The organism is Exiguobacterium sp. s127, assembly GCF_018618695.1.
Lineage (GTDB): Bacteria > Bacillota > Bacilli > Exiguobacteriales > Exiguobacteriaceae > Exiguobacterium_A > Exiguobacterium_A oxidotolerans.
Map to the genome: position 1 here is coordinate 352,985 of NZ_JACSMO010000002.1, position 18,438 is coordinate 371,422.

The following is an 18,438-nucleotide window of genomic DNA, read 5'->3' on the forward strand; positions in this document are numbered from 1 at the left end:
AAAGGAAGTGCACGTGCTTTATGACGATTCAAAAAAAGCTGTTGCTGGCATCGCTGTTGATGCTGACGTTTTTGCTCGGTGGCTGCATTCGCATTCAGTATGATGCGACTGTCCATCTGGATCAAAGTGTCACCTTGAAGACGACGTATGCAGCAAAAGAACATCCGGTCGCACGATTATTGAACTTTAATCCGGACTGGGAGATGTATGCGAAGCAGGCTGAAAAAAACGGCTATGCAGCGTCGACCTTCAAAACGAAAGACGACTATGAAGGACTTCGTATGGAAAAAACCTTCGCGAACCTTGAAGATTTGGCCTCGATTAAAGAGGAATGGAAGACAGGTGTCGGGGGAATCTTGATTCCGCCCGATACGACGTATGATGTGGACAAGCAGGAAGGTTTTTGGTTTAATACGTACCGTTTAAATACGAACATCGACTTAAGTATCGATCGCTTAAATATCAAGGGCTATCATCCTACAGGTCAAGTTAAAAAGTTAGCCGATCGTTACATCCGCCAAGCGGACATCGAGATTAAACTGCACGTCCCGGAAGTCGTCGCTTTGCAAAATGCGGAGAAAATCGACTGGGCGAACTACAATGACGTCTCGTGGAAATTATACGGGACGAAAGACAATCAATTGCAACTCGTGGCATACGTTCCGAATCCGACGGGCTGGATTATCACGGGGGTCGTCTTATTAATCGGACTCGGTCTCTTGACGTTTTGGATCATCCACCACGTGCGGAAATTACGCCGCAAGCAACTTCAGACAATCAGTATCTCGCTACTCGTTTGTCTGTTACTCGGAGGGGGTGCTTGGTTAATCTTTGCTGACGAGACGGCCAGTGCCCCGCCGCCGACAACGCAAATCGTGACGGAATCGAAGGGGGAGATTGTCCCGACGTTCATGGTGCATGGCTTGTTCGGGACGGAACGGACCTTCTTACCGATGATTGAAAACTTTACGGAAAAAAAGTTAGCGGATGACGGAGGGCGATGTGATGTTGATCGGACCGGGAAGGTAACCTGTAAAGTCAAGGACTCATCGACCGGTTTCCCGCTCGTTCGTATCATTTTCGAAGACGATGAAGCAAGCCTTGCGCAGCAACAGACGTGGCTTGAAGCCGCGATCGCTCAGTATGACAAGCAACAAAAGGCGTCGTTTACCGACATCCAACTTGTTGGTCACAGTATGGGTGGAGTCGACGTCGTCGAATATACGTTGAACGAAAATCTTCCGTATACGATTCGAAAAGTCGTCACGCTTGATGCACCGATTGGTGGATCAAATTATGCGACGCTCGGCTTGACGCTTGCTCCGTTCGGGACGAATACGAACAGTCCGGCGATTCAGGATTTAGCAGAGAACTCAAAGGCGATCGAGCGGTTGAAAGCGCGGCTCGAGACATGGCCGCGTGATGTCCTTGTTTACTCCTTCGGTGCCAAAGGAGGCGACTTCAATCTGATTCCGTTAGACAGTTCGTTCACGCTCGAAGATTATACGGACAACATCCAGACGAAGTCATATAAGTATGATCACTTCACGATTCACCGGCGCGAACCGGTCTTCCGCGAAGTACGCGATTTCTTATTTAAAGAAAATCTAGTCTTGGAAGAGGAGGACGATCAATGAAAAGCGTCGCGATTATTGGCGGAGGGATTGCCGGCGTGACAGCGGCGGCACTCCTCGCTCGAGAAGGGCATGACGTGACATTGCTTGAAGGAAGTCGCGAATGGGGGGGCTCCGCAGGCAAATTCACCCGGAAAGACTTGACGTACCCGGTCGGCGCGACACTCGGGATGGGCTTTCAACGAGGCGGCATTCATGACCGGGTTTTGCAACACTTGGGGTTAGATGTCGAAACGGAGTTACTTGATCTTGTAATGACGATTAAAATCGACGGGCACGATGTTGCCTATTACCGTGACCGTGCTCGATTCATCGGGGAACTACAGGATGTATTCCCACAACAGGCGCAGCAAATCGGCGCATTTTTTGAAGAAATCGATAAGATTCAACGTCATGTCGCTCCTTTAATGGAGTCACTTCCGGCACTACCTGTACGAACTTTGTACGATGCACAGTTGATAATAAAAGAAGCGCAATCGAGCCTGCCTTTACTTCCGTACGTCACACAGACCGTCGGACAAGTGTTACGGCGCCATGGGTTGGAAGGATCGGTTTTCGCTCGGCTGGTGGACGGGATTTTATTAGACAGTATGCAGACCGGTCAGGAAGCGTCCGCGTTACTCGGTGCCGTTGCCTTATCGATTTATCACGACGGTGCGTACTATGTGCCGGGCGGTCTTTATCGAGTCACAGAAATCCTGAAAGAATCGGCAGAACATGACGGGGCGACGATGTTACTTGGTCGTAAAATCACGTCGGTCATGCAAACGGCAGATGGTTTTTTACTAGAAGATCGTCGCGGTCGTCTATTGCTAGCGGATGTCGTCATCGGTGCGCTCCCACTCGAAGCGATGCAGCGTCTCGTCAGTCCACCTCTTTTACGGACGCTTAAACGGACGTACGCAAGACAAAGGAAACTGGCGCAATGGGCCACATTCACGTATTATGCTGCCTTTCCGGAAAAATTGGTTACATCCGATAGTGCCTTTCGACAAATTCACGATGAACGGTTACCATCGGGTCATGCCTTTTTGTCATTATCACGTTCGGGTGATGTAAAACGGGCTCCGGAGGGCGTACGGACATTGACGATGTCCTGTCACGTCCCGATTGGTTACTTTGATGCTACGGACAACGTACATTACGGGCATCAGATCGAAAGAATGCAGGATGTATTTGAAACGATTGTCGAACAGGAGTTTCCCGGCTTTCGCGAGCAGGCAATCGAACGTCATCCTGGTGGACCGGGCGCCTGGGTGCGTTACACGTCACGACCGGACGGTGGCGTCGGCGGTTATCCGCAATTGCGTTCAACGAGTTTGTTCCGCGCGGCATCATTTCGGACCGGTGTCCCGAATCTCTACGTCATTGGCGATACCGTCTTTCCGGGGGCAGGGACAATCGGTGCGTCGACGTCAGCGATTCATGTCGCCCGACAGTTAGGTGTCAAGATTTGAATGACTTTGTGAAATGATGAAAGAAGCGGCCGAATGGTCGCTTTTTTGTCAGAACAGGATTATGATGGGGGAGAGACGGGAAGTAAGTAGTCATGACCATAAAAAGAGAGAAGGAGTGAATCGCGTGAATCCCTTTGAGGAAAAATGTCAACTCTTCATCCAGGAGCGTCGTCCGGAAGTCGGGCCGATTGTTTTTGCAACGGCACGAACGTTCATCAATGCCCGAGGACTGAGTGTCTATGAACGAATTTATCAAGGCAAGGAAGAGGTTCGGTTAGCATTTGTCGAACAAACGAACGGACAACAGCTTGTTTCTTTAATGGAGAACACATTCGGAAACGGATTAGTCTATTTCGTATCAACGGCAACGGCGACGTGGGACGGCAAAAAATTCGGAGATTACACGTTTTAATTACATAATGAGTCCCAGTCAGGTGAGGCTGGGGCTCTTTCTTGTCGAAACTTATCAAAATGGGGTAACGTATAATCAACTATACGCTCAATCAATCCCTTTCTACGAAAAGGAGGAAGTGTTTTGCAACACGAGGTGAACACACCAAAATCTTCGACACGACGCCTCGCGACCGTCTCGTTGATTTTTATGGCAGTCGGTTTTGTCGCGTCGCTACCGTTTAAAGAAAATGCTTGGATTTTTTGGCTTCAAAGTGGTTTTGAGGCCGGTCTCGTCGGTGGAATCGCCGATTGGTTCGCGATTACAGCCCTGTTCCGTCATCCGCTCGGTTTAAAGATTCCACATACGAACTTGCTGCCGAAAAATCGGGAACGGGTCATCGAATCGATTGTCCAGATGCTCGAAAAAGATTTATTGAACAAAGAAAGCATCGTCGAAAAGCTGCGCCACATGACGCTTGCAGATCGCTTCATCAAATTATTACGTTCACTTGTGTTAGTCCCAGCGTTTCGATCGACCGTGACGGAACTATTGATCGGGATTTTACGAAAGCTTCCACGGGCATCAATCATCAAGGCGGTCGATGAGCGAATCGTTGAAACGATTCGTGCTTACCCGGCGAAGAAATTAGCCGATCGCTTAATCGATTTAAACGATGAGCGCCGACTCGATGAGTTGGCGATTGATCAACTGCTCGGTTACGGACAAAAACTCCTGCAGGACCCCGTCATCCGCGATCAAATCGGACGACTTGCCTATCAGGCAATGATTGATCAAGAAAAAAATACTTTCTTACGGGTGACAGCGAAGACGGTCCAAAAAGTCTATTCGGAGGAACGCCTCAGCCTTGTCATCCAAAGTGTCCTCTTGAGTGTGATTCAAGACATGAAACACGTCCATCATCCAAATCGGTTGGCGATCATCGATCACATCCGTCGGAATTTGGCACAGCTCGCACAAGATGATGTCCGATTAGGGAAAATCGATGCGTGGAAGATGCAAGAAATCGAACGGATTGATTTAGAGCCGATCCTCGATCGTGCCTACACGTCAGGCATCGCAGAGCTAGAGACGTACTTTATATCAGATGCATTTTGGGAACAACGGGCACTGCCTTTAATGAACCAGGCGCTTGATGAGTGGGAACACCATCCGACGTTCAAAGAGGAGAGCGACCGCTGGATGAAAGACCAACTCGTCCGGTTCGTCGACCAAAACCATGCGCGGATCGGCGGACTCGTCCGTGAGAACTTGAACCGGTTCGATACGGAAACGTTGATTCATATGATTGAGGATAAAGTCGGAAACGACTTACAATGGATTCGGGTCAACGGAGCGATTTGTGGATTTTTCATCGGTTTAATTTTAGGTGGAGTCAAACTATTTTTTGCGTAAAAGGAGACTTCTGATGTGGCAACAAGAAGTAACATTGACGACTGATTATGATTTTGAGGGCGTCCGGACCCGCCTGTTGAATGATTCGTTACAGCAACAATCGGCAGATGCCTTACGGATTCCAATTCGTATCGACGAAGTGCCGTGGATTGGTCAAATCCGGGCGGACGATCGTCGAACGATCGTGTTGGCGGGGGATGGACCAAAACAACCGATGGTCGACGCGATGCGCCGGCGGTTTCGTTTAGATGAATCGAACCCGGCCCTTGAATTAAAGCGGACGACGCTGGCACCGATTGTTGAAACGTTTGGTGCGGAACGGCTTGTGCTCGATGTTGATCCGTTTACAGCATTGATTCGCTCCATTATCCATCAGCAAATCAACCTGTCGTTCGCACGTGTCTTGACAGACCGGGTTTTTCGGACATTCGGGACGACAATCGACGGCGTCGTTTTTCCGCCGACGCAAGCTGAACTTGCGGGTGCTTCGGAAGAACAACTTCGGGCGCTGCAGCTATCGGGTCGTAAAGTCGATTATTTGTTACGGGCGGCGACCGCAAATCTTGACTTTGAACAACTCCGTCAGGCGGAAGATGCGGTCATCGCGGAACAATTGATTGCCTTAAAAGGCGTCGGTCCCTGGACGGTCCAAAATGTGTTGATGTTCGGATACGGACGCAGAGATTTATTTCCGGCGTCCGATATCGGAATCTTGCGGGCATTCGAACGCTTGAATGGCGTTCGTCCGACTGTCAATGAAGCGATTGTTCTCGCCGAACAATTTGCCCCGTACCGCAGTCACGCTGCTTACTTATTGTGGCGTTCGATTGAATAAGGAACTATTCTTGTCACCCTCTAGTGAGAACGGTATAATGAATGCGACAGAACGAGTCATCGTTCGCAGAAACGACGAGTAGCGGTCTGACCGCTCGACATAGAGGGGACGAATGTGTATGTATACAGATGAACAAATCATCGAAAAAGCAAATGAAATCGCGAAAATGATTTCTGAAACGTCAGAAGTCGAACGGTTTAAAGCGGCAGAGGCAAACATCAATGGCAACGAAAAAGTCCAAAAGATGATGAAACAAATCAAGTTCCTCCAAAAAGAGGCAGTCAACTGCCAGCACTACGGAAAAACAGAGGCACTCGCGCGTGTTGAAGCAAAACTGGATAAATTATTTGCTGAGCTCGATGAGATGCCGGTCGTCCAACAGTTCCAAGAGTCGCAAGAAGAAGTCAACGGCTTACTTCAGTACATCACGGTGACAATCTCGAACGGGATTACGGATCAAATCATCGAAGCAACGGATGGCGATGTCTTAGCTGGAAAAACGGGCAGTGGGATGGAAGCTGAAAACAAAAGCGGCGGTTGCGGCTATTAATCAATGAAACGAATGGGGAAGCCGACGGAAATCCGTCGGCTTTTTCTACGAATGAGGTGGAAAGATGGAAGCAGTACACAACACACCAATGATGAAACAATATTTTTCAATTAAGGCGGATTATCCGGATGCCTTTTTATTTTATCGACTCGGTGATTTTTATGAATTGTTTTTTGATGATGCCAAACAAGTGGCCCATGAACTGGAGCTGACGTTGACGGCGAAGAACGGGAAGAATGCTGAACATCCGATTCCGATGTGCGGCGTGCCGCATCATGCGGCGAACGGGTACATCGAACAATTGATTGAACGGGGATATAAAGTCGCTCTGTGTGATCAAGTCGAAGATCCGAAGTTGACGAAAGGACTCGTCAAACGAGAAGTTATTCAAGTCATCACACCGGGTACGTTAATGTCGTCCTTAACTGAAAAGGAAAACCGTTACCTCGTCGCAATCGCTGAACAGGAAGGACGGTTCGGGATTGCCCGCGGGGACGTCTCGACAGGCGAGAGTGCTTTGACGAGTGTTACTTCGCTCGACGCCGTCATCAAGGAACTGAGTATCATCTTGCCCCGGGAAATCGTCGTGACGAATCCGGAGCACACAGCAGCATTACAGTCGTTACGGATCCCGTTGACGGAAAGCACGCGCCGTGAAAGTCATCCACACGGTGACCGGGCGATCGACGCGGCACAAGCGGATGCGTTCGCTGTCCTTTATGCCTACATGCATGATACGCAAAAACGTGCCTTGTCGCACTTGCAACCGGCGCTCGTCTACGAAGCGACGGACTTTATGCAGCTCGAGCCGAATACGGTCAAAAACCTTGAACTCGTCCGCTCTGCACGAACAGGCGACAAAAAGGGTTCGTTGCTTGGATTACTCGACATCACGGGAACAGCGATGGGCGGCCGGATGCTTAAGCGTTGGCTTGAAAAACCGCTCTTGTCGGAACAGACGATTACGGAGCGGCTCGACGCGGTCGAAGAACTGCTTGGACACTACTTTGAGCGGCACCAGTTGAAAGATACGTTAAGAGAAGTCTATGATCTCGAGCGACTCGTCGCAAAAGTCGGCTACGGAACGGCTTCTGCCCGTGATCTCGTCCAACTGAAAACGACGTTACGATTGATTCCACGGATACAGGCAGCGCTCGAAGAACTGCTCAGCCAGCGTCTCGGGCAATTAGCGATTGGACTTGATCCGCATGATGAGCTAACGGCGTTGCTTGATGCGGCATTCGTCGAAGCCCCACCGATTTCAACAAAGGACGGTGGGATGATCCGGACCGGCTTTAACGCTGAGCTCGATGAATTGCTGACGGCTTCAAAAGACGGGAAGACGTGGCTTGCGACACTCGAAGCGAGTGAACGGCAGGCGACGGGCATTAAAACGTTAAAAATCGGCTACAACCGTGTGTTTGGGTATTACATCGAAGTATCACGTGCCAACGCCAAGTTGCTCCCAGAAGGACGGTATGAACGAAAACAGACGCTTGCGAATGCTGAGCGTTACATCACGCCGGAATTGAAAGAAAAAGAAGCCTTGATTCTCGGAGCGGAAGAAAAAAGTATCACGATGGAATATGAACTCTTCTGTGGTGTCCGTGACCAAGTCAAAACACACATTGAGAGCTTGCAACGGGTCAGCCGCTGGATTGCGGAACTCGACGTCCTCGTCGCGCTCGCGGAAATCGCCGAAACACATGATTACGTTCGTCCGGTGACGACGAACGGTCGAAGCGTAGCGATTGAAGACGGCCGTCATCCGGTCATCGAGACGGTCTTACCACGCGGGGAATATGTCGCAAACGGAATCGCATTAGACGAAGCGCGTGAAATGTTATTGATTACGGGACCGAACATGTCCGGTAAATCGACCTATATGCGCCAGTTCGCCTTGATTGCCTTACTCCACCAGATCGGTTCGTTCGTCCCGGCGTCACGGGCAGAACTTCCCGTCTTCGATCAAATCTTCACCCGGATCGGGGCAGCGGATGATTTAGTCAGTGGACAATCGACGTTCATGGTCGAGATGGTCGAGACACAAGAGGCATTGGCACGAGCGACGGATCGGTCACTTATCTTGCTGGATGAAATTGGTCGGGGCACGTCAACGTATGACGGAATGGCCCTCGCCCAAGCGATTGTCGAGCACATTGCCGATTCGGTCGGCGCAAAAACGCTTTTCTCGACCCACTACCATGAGTTGACGGTGCTCGAGGAAACGATTGCGAAGCTTGCGAACGTCCACGTCCGCGCCGTCGAACAAAACGGGCGCGTCGTATTCCTGCATGAAGTCCGGGACGGGAAAGCCGATCAATCCTACGGGATTCATGTCGCCCGTCTCGCAGATTTACCGGAAACCTTGATTTCGCGGGCAGAAGTGCTATTGTCTGAGTTCGAGCAAGCTGATCAAGGCGTCAAACCACCGGCCGACGTCACGCCGCCAGTACTCGAGGCACCAATCGATCAGCTGAGCCTGTTCGCAGAACCGGATCCTGTCAAGGAAACGATTGCGACGCTTGATTTGATTAACATGACACCGCTCGATGCACTCAATACGTTGTATCGGTTGCAAGCAGAAGCCAGAAAGTGAGGAGATAAGGGATGGGCATCATTCGTGAACTATCGGATTCGTTAGCAAACCGGATTGCGGCGGGAGAAGTCGTCGAGCGACCGGCTTCCGTCGTCAAGGAGCTCGTCGAAAATGCACTCGATGCCGGAGCGACACAAGTCGATGTCGAACTTGAAGAAGCAGGGATGAAACGGATGACGATTCGCGATAACGGACACGGGTTTTATCCGGAAGATGCGGAACTCGCTTTCGTTCGTCACGCGACGAGTAAGATTAAGGATGAACACGATTTGTTCCGGATCAAGACACTCGGTTTTCGGGGCGAGGCATTGGCCTCGATTGCGTCCGTCAGTAAAGTCACGCTGAAGACGAAACGAGCCGATCAAGAAGGGGTCCAATTGATTCTCGAATACGGAAAGTTACTCGATCGTTCGGCTAGCGCGATGAACCGCGGAACAGAACTGACCGTTGAACACTTATTCTTCAATACACCAGCCCGCCTGAAGTATTTGAAGACGACACATACGGAGCTTGCGGCAATCACCGATGTCTTGAACCGGATGGCGTTCGCCCACCCGGAGGTCAAGTTCCGTGCCGTCCATGAAGGGAAAGTGTTGATCCAGACGAATGGCTCCGGAGACGTCCGGCAAGCTTTAGCGAGCGTCTACGGGCATCAGACGATTCAAGGGACACTTGTTGCGACAGCATCGAATGCGGACTATCAATTGACGTGTCATCTCGTTAAACCCGAAGTCACACGGGCGTCGAAAAACTACATCACCTTGATTTTAAACGGGCGGTCGGTCAAAAACTTTGCTTTGTCGCAAGCTGTCCTGAATGGCTATCATACGTTACTGCCGATCGGTCGTTTTCCGATTGCCGTCATCGAGGTGACGATGGACCCGCTATTGATTGATGTCAACGTCCACCCGGCAAAACGGGAGGTCCGTTTGTCGAAGGAAGCGGAGCTATGTCAATTGATTCAAGAGACGATTCGAATGACACTCAGTCGCGAGACGTTGATTCCGCAAGTGACGAAACCAAAACCTAAAAAAGACCCGAGTGCTCAGGAACGACTCGACTTCTCGTATAGCGTCGATTCGGTTGAAGATACGTCGTCGCGTGCAGTCTGGAATTACCCGATTCCAAAACGCGAAGCGGTTCATGAGACAGAAGGGCAACAATCTGAACAAGCAGTTAGCTTCGGAGGGGAGCAACGGGAAGAAGAAGGAGAGAACGTTCGACAACCGGAGGACACTCGACCGAAGTTTCCCCATCTCGATGTCATCGGTCAACTGCACTCGTCCTATATCGTCTGTTCCGGCGAGGACGGGATGTATTTGATTGATCAACATGCTGCCCAGGAGCGCATCAAGTATGAAACGTACAAAGTGATGTTTGGTCGTCCGCTCGAGCAACAACAGCAACTGTTATTGCCGTACACGTTCGAAATTTCATCTGATGACATGAAGCGGATGGAAGAAATCCTGCCTTTATTGTTAGAAGTCGGGATTGAGTTGGAGGCGTTTGGTCCGCAAAGCTTCATCGTCCGTGAAGTACCGACCTGGTTTCCCTCGCACCGGCAGGAAGAGACGATTCAAGAGCTGATGGATGAAGCATTGTTGAAACAAAAAGTCGACATCGAACAGTACCGGGAAGATGCGGCAATCATGATGGCCTGTAAAAAATCAATCAAAGCCAATCATCCGTTAAATGAAGAGATGATGCGACGGTTGATCGTCGACCTGTCACAAACCGAGATGCCGTTCACGTGTCCACACGGCCGACCGGTCATCATCGAATGGACGACATATGAACTGGAGAAGTTGTTTAAACGCGTGATGTGAGAAGAGTATTTACCTCTCGCAAACGAAAAGAATCTTCCTGAAAAAACGCCGATGATTCCGTATGAAAAACGGGATTATCGGCGTTTCGTGTGTCATGGTCCATCCTATCAAATAACGACTGTCTAGACGCAGTCTCAGGATATGGAAAACATAGTTCTTGGGCAATCACAGCCTCTTTTTTTCGTTGCTTTCCTCGTAGGATTCAACGAAAAGCGAAGCACTTCAGACATTTCGCTAAAGAACGACAAGTCGAGACGTGGAAGCGTAAAACGACAGTATGTCTATTTGGATTCTCAATCTGCATGATTAGTTTTCTGCATGCATACTTTGACGGGTAGAAAACGTAGTCTTGGACAATCACAGCTTCTTTTTTTTCGTTGCTTTCCTCGGGCGAGGCGCAAGCCGTTGCTCCTTGATCCTAGCGGACAATGAGCAGGGTCTTGCCCGCCTCTTATCAGCGCGTAAAAACGCGCTTTTTCCCGTAGGAGTCAACGCAAAAGCAAAGCTTTTTGGGATTACACCGAAAAAAAGACATTTTAGAGCGTGTTTCGTCTTGAATCGCTTCATACACGTTCGTCTGTTCAACAACAGTTCTTGATGCTTAAAGCTGTACTGTATCAAGAAGTCCTTTCAATTCGTGTGAGAACGATTACATCAAACAAATTGACTCATTTCATTGATTGTTCACAAACAGAAGCGGATAATGAACAGTGAATTCGGTTTATACAAGGGGAAAAGGAATTATGTCTACAAAAATGCGCACACTTCTTTCATTGATTGGGCAAGTAATCCTGATCACTTGTTTTGCGACAATCGGTGAACTGATCAGTAAAAGCTTTGACTTAGCGTTACCGGGGAATATCGTCGGACTTTTGTTGCTCTATTTAGCGCTCAAGGCAAAGGTCGTCCAAGTCAAACACGTTGAACGGGGCGGCCGGCTGTTGCTGCTCATCATGCCGTTGTTCTTCGTTCCGGCATTGTCGGGAATCATGGACTATGCGGTATTCTTACGCCAGAACGGCTTACAGATCGTATTGATCGTCATCATGAGTAGCTTGCTGACGCTCGTCGGTTCTGCCTACATCGTCGATCGGCTTGCTCATCGAAAAGATGGGGTGACGCCACGTGATTAAGGCACTATTTTGGTTGATTCTGACGATTGTTATCTTTTTGATTGGATTTGCCGGGTATCGGCGGTATCCACGAGTCTGGACGTTACCGATTTTGACCGTGACGGCAACAATGATTTTGATTTTATCATTGACGGGTGTATCCCACGCGACCTATATGACTGGCGGACAGTATTTGACGAAAATGCTCGGTCCTGCCATCACCGCCTTCGCGATTCCGCTTTATACGGTCCGTCACCACGTTCGGCGTTTCTTGCCGGAAATCGGGCTAGGGGTCGTCATCGGGACGAGCATCGCCTTGACGTCAGATATCCTGTTCGGACTGTTGTTACATCTCGGACGAACGACGAATCTGGCACTGCTCCCGAAATCCGTCACGTTGCCCGTCGCCTTGTCGATTTCTGAGCGTTCGGGTGGAACGGTGACCTTAACCGCGACGTTCGTTCTGATGACAGGGCTCGTCGGTTCACTTGTCGGTCCACGCTTGATGACGGGGTTAAAGATTCGTCACTTCGTCAGTCGGGGTGTCGGACTGGCTTCGATTGCGCATGTCATGGGTGCAACCAAATCGATGACGCTCGACCAACGGGAGGGTGCGGTCGGATTGCTGACGATGGTCTTGACAGCGATTTTTGCGAGTGTCCTGGCACCTTTCATCATTCAGTTTATTTATTAATATTTCTGTAAAGCTGTCCGACGGTTGAAACCGGCGGGACGGCTTTTTCGTATGTACATCATGCTAGGAAAAGGGGAGACGGGGAAATCATGATTATCTGGATTAACGGGACATTTGGAGTAGGAAAAACGACGGCGGCTAAGGGATTACAAAAAAGAATACCGGGATCTGATATCTTCGATCCGGAATCAGTCGGTCAGTTGTTGAGAGAACAATTACCGTCGACACGCACGTATAGCGATTTTCAAGATGAACCGTTGTGGCGGGAACTGACGCGGGTGATTCTCGAACGAAGCAATCAATCCGGCAATCGGACGGTCATTGTACCGATGACGGTGACGAACCCGACATATTTTGATGAGATCGTTGGTGAATTAAGACGCCGGGGGCACCTGGTCCATCATGTTTCGTTAATGGCCTCTAGCTCTACCGTGAAACGACGTTTACTTCGACGATTTGAACGACCGGATTCCTGGGGAGGGCAGCAAGCAGATGCCCGCATTCAAGCATTGACTGATCCGCTTTTCAATCAACACATCCAGACTGATCGACTGACGAAGCAAGGGGTAGTTGATGCGATTGCGCTAAGTTGTGACCTGCATGTAGCACCGCCATGTCGTAAACGTCTCTTTTGATGATTGATTCACCCGAATTCAGGGAATTAACAGGGAGGTACGAGATGGGTTAAAGACATCCCTGTATTTTTTGAAGATAAGTAGGGGGATTTTTTTATGAGAAACTGGATGACCGAAAAGATAGGAAGACAACTGATGGCGATTTTTTATGGGGTATTCGCGATTGGGGCATTGACGTCATTTGCGAGCTACCTATATATCGACGGCGCAGCAAGTCAGACGAAACGTCAAGTACTCGACCAATTAGAGAAAACACAATGGTTCTGGTTTTTGAACTTACTGATTTTCATTTTGTGTCTTGTGTTCATCGTCAGACCGATCATCAATCGGTTGACGGAACAGCTGCAAGAGCTGACGAAGAAAAGTCACCGTCTTGCAGAAGGGAAGTCGATTTCCTTAGAATATGACCGCCAATCGAATAACGAAGTCGGTCAATTAACTGACTCCTTTTACGAAATGGCCGATTCAATTTCGTCCCAACATACCGATCTATCACGACAAAATCAGGAGCTCGAACAAAAACAAGATGATTTGACCGGTAAGCAAAGAGAACTCGAACAGTCTTTGACGGCAACACGATCGAATGAATTGCACTTGAAAGATCGGAATGAATTGATTGAGACATTGGCTTCCAAAGAAAGTTTATTTGATTTTTCTTCCGTCATCAGTACGATTGTCCGTTTGACGAAAACGGAGTTCGGGGCATTACTGTTCATCAAGAATAATGAGATTACGTCGGTTGTACCAAAAGAGATGACCGATGAGCAGCAAGAGAGCTTAAAAACGGAATCGTTACTGTTGAAACGGGTCATGGTCTCAAAAGAAAGTGCACAATCGACGAAGCAAGTGACCGAAGATCGGTTGCTAGGTTACCCGTACTACATTCATGAAGCGGTCATTCCAATCATGGACCCGGCAAAAGATGAATTGATTGCTTGCCTTTATTTAGCACGATTTGATGAAGCGTTCACGGAACATGACATCACCGAACTGGCATCGTTCGCAAAACAGATTGCGATTTCACGGATGCGGATGACGTTATATGAACAGATGGACTATGAGCGGGCTGAAACGGCGCAACTGTTAAATTCTGTCCGAGAAGCGATATTATACGTCAAATATGAAGAACGAGTGATACTCGGGAACCGAGCATTGTTTGAAATCTTCCAGTCGCTTCAGATTGAGGAAGAAACAGATATGACGACGTTTCTTGAAGTGAATCCCGAAACGATGTTCGAACAGATGGATCAACGAGAGGCATTCGCAATGTATTTCGAGAAGGTCCTCGCTGGTCAGATTCCGACAGACATGTTTTCCTTATCGATTGACGACGGCACATACTTTATTCAAGTCTATGCTGAAGGAATCGTTCATGAGGGACAACCAATCGGGACAATCCTCGTCTTCCGGGATGTAACGCCTGAAACAGAAGTCGACCGAATGAAGTCCGAACTCGTTTCAACGGTCTCGCATGAACTACGGACACCCTTATCGTCCATTTATGGTTTTACCGAGCTGATGTTAAAACGGGATTTAGGTCCGGATCGGAGTAAACGGTATTTACAGACAATTCATGACGAATCAAAACGCCTGACTGATCTCGTCAGTGATTTCTTGAATGTACAACGAATGGAATCAGGCAAGCAGTCATACGAGAAAGAGGTATTTAATCTCCTCGATGTCGTCAAAGAGCAAATTCAGTTTCATCAGGCGACGACGGAACGGCACAACCTTCAACTCGATGCGGATCAAGGGCAGACATTCCTAGTAGAAGCCGATCGCAACAGCATGAAGCAACTCCTCGGTAATTTATTAAACAATGCCGTGAAGTACTCGCCGGACGGCGGTGATATCATCATTGGTTTACTCGAGCATGATGCAAACATCGAACTGAGTGTCCGTGATTTTGGTGTCGGGATTCCTGTCAGTTCGACGCCGCACCTGTTTAGTAAGTTTTATCGCGTCGACAACTCGGATAGTCGTAAAATTGGCGGAACGGGACTCGGATTGTCGATTTGTAAAGAAATCGTCCGCGAGCATGACGGAACGATTGAAGTCGAGTCCGTCTTAGGCGACGGGGCACTCTTTAAAGTCATGTTACCGAACGCAACTAAAAAGTAAGCAGGCTACCTGTCTCTTCAACAATTCATTTTGTTGGAGCGGCAGTTTTTTTGTAGGGGATGTTTAAGGTCATCGCGAATGACTAAACAGAAACGAGTAGCTGAAAGGGGATTAAACGATGCGAGAATGGTACGGTGCAGCAGCAGTTTGTGTCAATGAGGAAAATCAAGTATTGATGGTCAAAAGTTATGGTTCTGAGGCGTGGGCCGTCCCGTCCGGTGGAATCGAGCCGGGAGAGACGGCAGGCGAATGCTGTGTGCGGGAAGTCATGGAAGAGACCGGGTATCCGGTGAAGATCAAACAAAATCTGTTTACGAAACAGACCGTCATCCAAACGATTCAAGTCGAGACGACATATTTCGAAGTCACGTCCACTGGGAAGAGCCGTGGAATCAACGACCCGGACGAAACGATTGAACAGGTGGCGTGGATGTCGCGTGCGCAACTCGGAACAATTGAACATATGTATCCGGAAGATGTTCTGTTTTTGACGGAGTGGCTCGACGGTCGTGAGAATCCTCATAGTACGCCGAAAGTTCAAAAAGCGTGCCTGGAGCTGAAGAATACGTAAATTCTACAACCATTTCGTGAAAAGTTAGCACGTTTACTTGCAAAAAATCAAAAGTATGCAGGGATTGCTGCTGCCGAATCTTCCTAGATATAGTAGTCGTACAGACAGAAATAAAGCGATATCTAGGGAGTGATAGTGATGGAAGTGAACACCTTGTACCGACAAGTGATTGAGGAACCAACGACTAACCATGTCCAAGAAAATGCCAACATCGATGGCAAAGCACCACTCGCGAAGTTAAACCGGATCGCGAGTACGGCGGCGCGGGCGATGATGGAAGACTTGCTCGTGACGCCTCGTGTTAAACAAGCGTTGGCGGACAATATCCTCTATATCCATGACGCTGACTACTATGTCACGGGAACGACGACCTGTTCTCAAATTCCGTTAGGCTGCTTGCTGACGAACGGGTTCCAGATGAGTCACGGGTCGATTCGTCCGGCACAAGATATCCGTTCTGCGATGGCGCTCGCTGCGATCATTATGCAGGCGAATCAAAACATGCAGCATGGCGGGCAAGCCTTTCCGAATTTTGATACCGATTTAGCTCCCTTCGTCGAGAAAACATACGCACGTCAAATGAAGAAAATTAATCAGATTGCTCCGAGCTGGTCGAAGGCACGTCGTGCGAGATATGCGCGCCAAGAAGCATACGAAATCACCTATCAAGCATGCGAAGCCTTTATTCATAATACGAATTCAATGCATTCACGCGGTGGCGGACAAGTCCCATTCATCTCGATTAATTACGGGACGGATACGTCGTTTTACGGTCGAATGCTAACAAAAGCCTTACTTGAAGCGACACTGGCAGGTCTCGGAAAAGGAGAAACACCAATCTTTCCGATTCAGATTTTTAAAGTCAAAGCAGGCGTGACGTTAAATCCGGGTGATCCGAATTACGATTTATTTCAGCTTGCGACAAAAGTCACGGGAAAACGGTTGTTTCCGAACTTTGCATTTTTAGATGCCCCGTTCAACGTCAGCAAGACAACAGAAGAAGTTGCCTACATGGGTTGCCGGACGCGTGTTTTCGAAAATCGTCAAGGAGAAGCTTCCGTGACGGGGCGGGGAAATCTGTCGTTTACGAGTGTGAACCTCGTTCGTCTCGCCTTGACGAGTCAAACGGTCGATCATATGTTTGCGACATTGACTGATTATACGAAACTTGCTTGCGAACAGCTGCTCGAGCGTTATCAGTACCAAGCGAATCGACGGGCGGAAGAATTTCAGTTTCTTTATCAACACGTCTGGCGCGACGGGGAGACGCTTCAACCGACCGATCGCGTTGAGCCGGTCCTGCGTCACGGGACGCTTTCGGTCGGATTCATTGGTCTCGCGGAAGCGCTCGTCGTTTTGACGGGACATGATCACGGCGATTCAGCGATTGCCCATAACATCGGCCGGGCGTTGATTCAGACGATGCGTAACGTTGTCGATCAATTCGGGGATGAGACGGGATTGAATTTTTCACTGATTGCGACACCGGCGGAAGGATTGTCTGGAAAATTCACGGCGCATGATGTCGCAAAGTTTGGTTTGATTGCCGGTGTGACGGATAAAACCTACTATACGAACTCGTTCCATCTTCCAGTGACGGCAGCTGTAACGATGCGTCAAAAGATTCGCCTCGAAGCGCCGTTTCATGCCCTTTGTAACGGAGGACATATCACCTATGTCGAGACGGATGGAGCGCTCGCAGAAAATCCGCAAGCCGTCGAGGATATCGTCCGGATGATGGTGGCAGAAGGCATTGGCTATGGCTCAATCAATCATCCAATCGATCGTTGTTTGACCTGTCGGACGGAACAGACAATCGAGCAGACGTGTCCGGTCTGTGGCGGAGAAGACATTGAACGGATTCGGCGGATTACGGGATATCTCGTCGGGACGATGGCACGCTGGAATGAAGCCAAACGGGCGGAAGAACAGGACCGGGTCTACCATGGTACGACTGCTATCCATCGTCGCTGATTCGGTCGTCGATGGTCCCGGCTTACGGACGGTCATCTTTTTCGCCGGATGTCCACATCGGTGCCGAGGCTGTCATAATCCATCGTCGTGGTCGCTTGCAGCAGGTACAACCTACTCGACTCCTGACGTCATCAAACGGGTCGAGGAAATCGGATCAAAACGAATTACGCTGTCGGGGGGTGAACCATTCGTGCAACGCGAGGCACTCGAACAGCTCGTCCTCGTATTGCGACCGGACTATGAGATTTATTTGTTCACCGGGTATCGGATTGAAGACTTAGTTAAAGATGAACGCGCGTGTCGAATCTTACGGCAACTGGATTGTCTGATTGACGGACCTTACATGGAGCAGCTCCATGATACGAGCCTTGCCATCCGTGGCAGTACGAACCAGCGGATTCTCTCCGCCAAACAGATTGAGGAGTATATCAAGAACAGATAGCGGACGGATTGCAGACAACAAAAAAACGCCGATGCTCCCATGTTTGAACTGCGCCCTATAGTTTGGACAATTTAATAAAAGCACCTTTATTGTTTAAGCTGCTATGAGATGGCTTCGGTATTGTGCCGGAGTCATCTTTTGTAGTTTCCATTGTCTTCGTTCGCTATTGTAATAGTCAATG

Annotated in this window: 16 protein-coding genes; 15 read left to right on the top strand and 1 reads right to left on the bottom strand. The window is 49.2% G+C overall.

Translation table 11 applies throughout. The features are described from left to right. Positions 1–20: 20 nt before the first annotated feature. From KNP98_RS04860 to nrdG, 15 genes are all read left to right on the top strand, one after another. The gene (locus KNP98_RS04860; protein ID WP_214807715.1) at positions 21–1,637 is read left to right on the top strand and encodes an alpha/beta hydrolase; all 1,617 of its coding nucleotides are present in this window, start codon (positions 21–23) and stop codon (positions 1,635–1,637) included. Further along, a complete protein-coding gene (locus tag KNP98_RS04865) occupies positions 1,634–3,091 on the top strand; it encodes a phytoene desaturase family protein (RefSeq protein WP_214810802.1) in 1,458 nt (485 codons plus the stop codon). The genes KNP98_RS04860 and KNP98_RS04865 overlap by 4 nt, the downstream gene beginning before the upstream one ends. Before the next feature lie 124 nt (positions 3,092–3,215). After that, entirely contained in the window at positions 3,216–3,503 is a 288-nt protein-coding gene (locus KNP98_RS04870; protein WP_214765289.1) for a hypothetical protein, read from the top strand. Between the two features lie 123 nt (positions 3,504–3,626). Next, positions 3,627–4,898, top strand: coding sequence for a DUF445 domain-containing protein (locus KNP98_RS04875; protein WP_214765287.1), 1,272 nt, complete (start codon positions 3,627–3,629; stop codon positions 4,896–4,898). Between the two features lie 13 nt (positions 4,899–4,911). Next, complete coding sequence (locus KNP98_RS04880) at positions 4,912–5,733, top strand: DNA-3-methyladenine glycosylase family protein (RefSeq protein WP_214765285.1); 822 nt, start codon at positions 4,912–4,914, stop codon at positions 5,731–5,733. A 112-nt stretch (positions 5,734–5,845) separates the two neighbouring features. Further along, positions 5,846–6,283 (top strand): YlbF/YmcA family competence regulator, encoded by a 438-nt coding sequence (locus tag KNP98_RS04885; RefSeq protein WP_029333202.1) that lies wholly within the window; start codon positions 5,846–5,848, stop codon positions 6,281–6,283. A 64-nt stretch (positions 6,284–6,347) separates the two neighbouring features. Then, positions 6,348–8,882 (top strand): DNA mismatch repair protein MutS, encoded by a 2,535-nt coding sequence (mutS, locus tag KNP98_RS04890; RefSeq protein WP_214810803.1) that lies wholly within the window; start codon positions 6,348–6,350, stop codon positions 8,880–8,882. 11 nt (positions 8,883–8,893) lie between these two features. Continuing rightward, complete coding sequence (mutL, locus tag KNP98_RS04895) at positions 8,894–10,708, top strand: DNA mismatch repair endonuclease MutL (RefSeq protein WP_214810804.1); 1,815 nt, start codon at positions 8,894–8,896, stop codon at positions 10,706–10,708. A gap of 743 nt (positions 10,709–11,451) precedes the next feature. Beyond that, positions 11,452–11,841 (top strand): CidA/LrgA family protein, encoded by a 390-nt coding sequence (locus tag KNP98_RS04900; RefSeq protein WP_088836718.1) that lies wholly within the window; start codon positions 11,452–11,454, stop codon positions 11,839–11,841. Next, positions 11,834–12,514, top strand: a complete 681-nt coding sequence (locus KNP98_RS04905; RefSeq protein WP_214805030.1) for an LrgB family protein — start codon at positions 11,834–11,836, stop codon at positions 12,512–12,514. Before KNP98_RS04900 ends, KNP98_RS04905 begins: the two co-directional genes overlap by 8 nt. An 89-nt stretch (positions 12,515–12,603) precedes the next feature. Continuing rightward, positions 12,604–13,149: an AAA family ATPase gene (locus KNP98_RS04910; protein ID WP_214767989.1), complete on the top strand. Its 546-nt coding sequence runs from the start codon at positions 12,604–12,606 to the stop codon at positions 13,147–13,149. 96 nt (positions 13,150–13,245) lie between these two features. Continuing rightward, the gene (locus tag KNP98_RS04915) at positions 13,246–15,270 is read left to right on the top strand and encodes an ATP-binding protein (protein WP_088836721.1); all 2,025 of its coding nucleotides are present in this window, start codon (positions 13,246–13,248) and stop codon (positions 15,268–15,270) included. A 118-nt stretch (positions 15,271–15,388) separates the two neighbouring features. Then, on the top strand, positions 15,389–15,841 hold the full coding sequence (locus KNP98_RS04920) for an NUDIX hydrolase (RefSeq protein ID WP_214767990.1): 453 nt from the start codon (positions 15,389–15,391) through the stop codon (positions 15,839–15,841). Between the two features lie 138 nt (positions 15,842–15,979). Continuing rightward, complete coding sequence (locus KNP98_RS04925) at positions 15,980–17,815, top strand: anaerobic ribonucleoside triphosphate reductase (protein WP_214810805.1); 1,836 nt, start codon at positions 15,980–15,982, stop codon at positions 17,813–17,815. Further along, the gene (gene nrdG, locus KNP98_RS04930; RefSeq protein WP_214801108.1) at positions 17,787–18,257 is read left to right on the top strand and encodes an anaerobic ribonucleoside-triphosphate reductase activating protein; all 471 of its coding nucleotides are present in this window, start codon (positions 17,787–17,789) and stop codon (positions 18,255–18,257) included. The genes KNP98_RS04925 and nrdG overlap by 29 nt, the downstream gene beginning before the upstream one ends. Positions 18,258–18,350: 93 nt before the next feature. Here nrdG and KNP98_RS04935 read toward each other — a convergent pair whose 3' ends face one another. Beyond that, positions 18,351–18,437 (bottom strand): IS3 family transposase, encoded by an 87-nt coding sequence (locus KNP98_RS04935; protein ID WP_353048409.1) that lies wholly within the window; start codon positions 18,435–18,437, stop codon positions 18,351–18,353. Position 18,438 lies beyond the last annotated feature (1 nt).

Bases quoted from the DNA above. Each gene is read 5' to 3' on its own strand.
- KNP98_RS04910 (WP_214767989.1), top strand. From the start codon at position 12,604: ATGATTATCTGGATTAACGGGACATTTGGAGTAGGAAAAACGACGGCG.
- KNP98_RS04885 (WP_029333202.1), top strand. From the start codon at position 5,846: ATGTGTATGTATACAGATGAACAAATCATCGAAAAAGCAAATGAAATC.
- KNP98_RS04920 (WP_214767990.1), top strand. From the start codon at position 15,389: ATGCGAGAATGGTACGGTGCAGCAGCAGTTTGTGTCAATGAGGAAAAT.
- KNP98_RS04900 (WP_088836718.1), top strand. From the start codon at position 11,452: ATGTCTACAAAAATGCGCACACTTCTTTCATTGATTGGGCAAGTAATC.
- mutL (WP_214810804.1), top strand. From the start codon at position 8,894: ATGGGCATCATTCGTGAACTATCGGATTCGTTAGCAAACCGGATTGCG.
- KNP98_RS04865 (WP_214810802.1), top strand. From the start codon at position 1,634: ATGAAAAGCGTCGCGATTATTGGCGGAGGGATTGCCGGCGTGACAGCG.
- mutS (WP_214810803.1), top strand. From the start codon at position 6,348: ATGGAAGCAGTACACAACACACCAATGATGAAACAATATTTTTCAATT.
- nrdG (WP_214801108.1), top strand. From the start codon at position 17,787: ATGGTACGACTGCTATCCATCGTCGCTGATTCGGTCGTCGATGGTCCC.
- KNP98_RS04915 (WP_088836721.1), top strand. From the start codon at position 13,246: ATGAGAAACTGGATGACCGAAAAGATAGGAAGACAACTGATGGCGATT.
- KNP98_RS04860 (WP_214807715.1), top strand. From the start codon at position 21: ATGACGATTCAAAAAAAGCTGTTGCTGGCATCGCTGTTGATGCTGACG.
- KNP98_RS04880 (WP_214765285.1), top strand. From the start codon at position 4,912: ATGTGGCAACAAGAAGTAACATTGACGACTGATTATGATTTTGAGGGC.
- KNP98_RS04925 (WP_214810805.1), top strand. From the start codon at position 15,980: ATGGAAGTGAACACCTTGTACCGACAAGTGATTGAGGAACCAACGACT.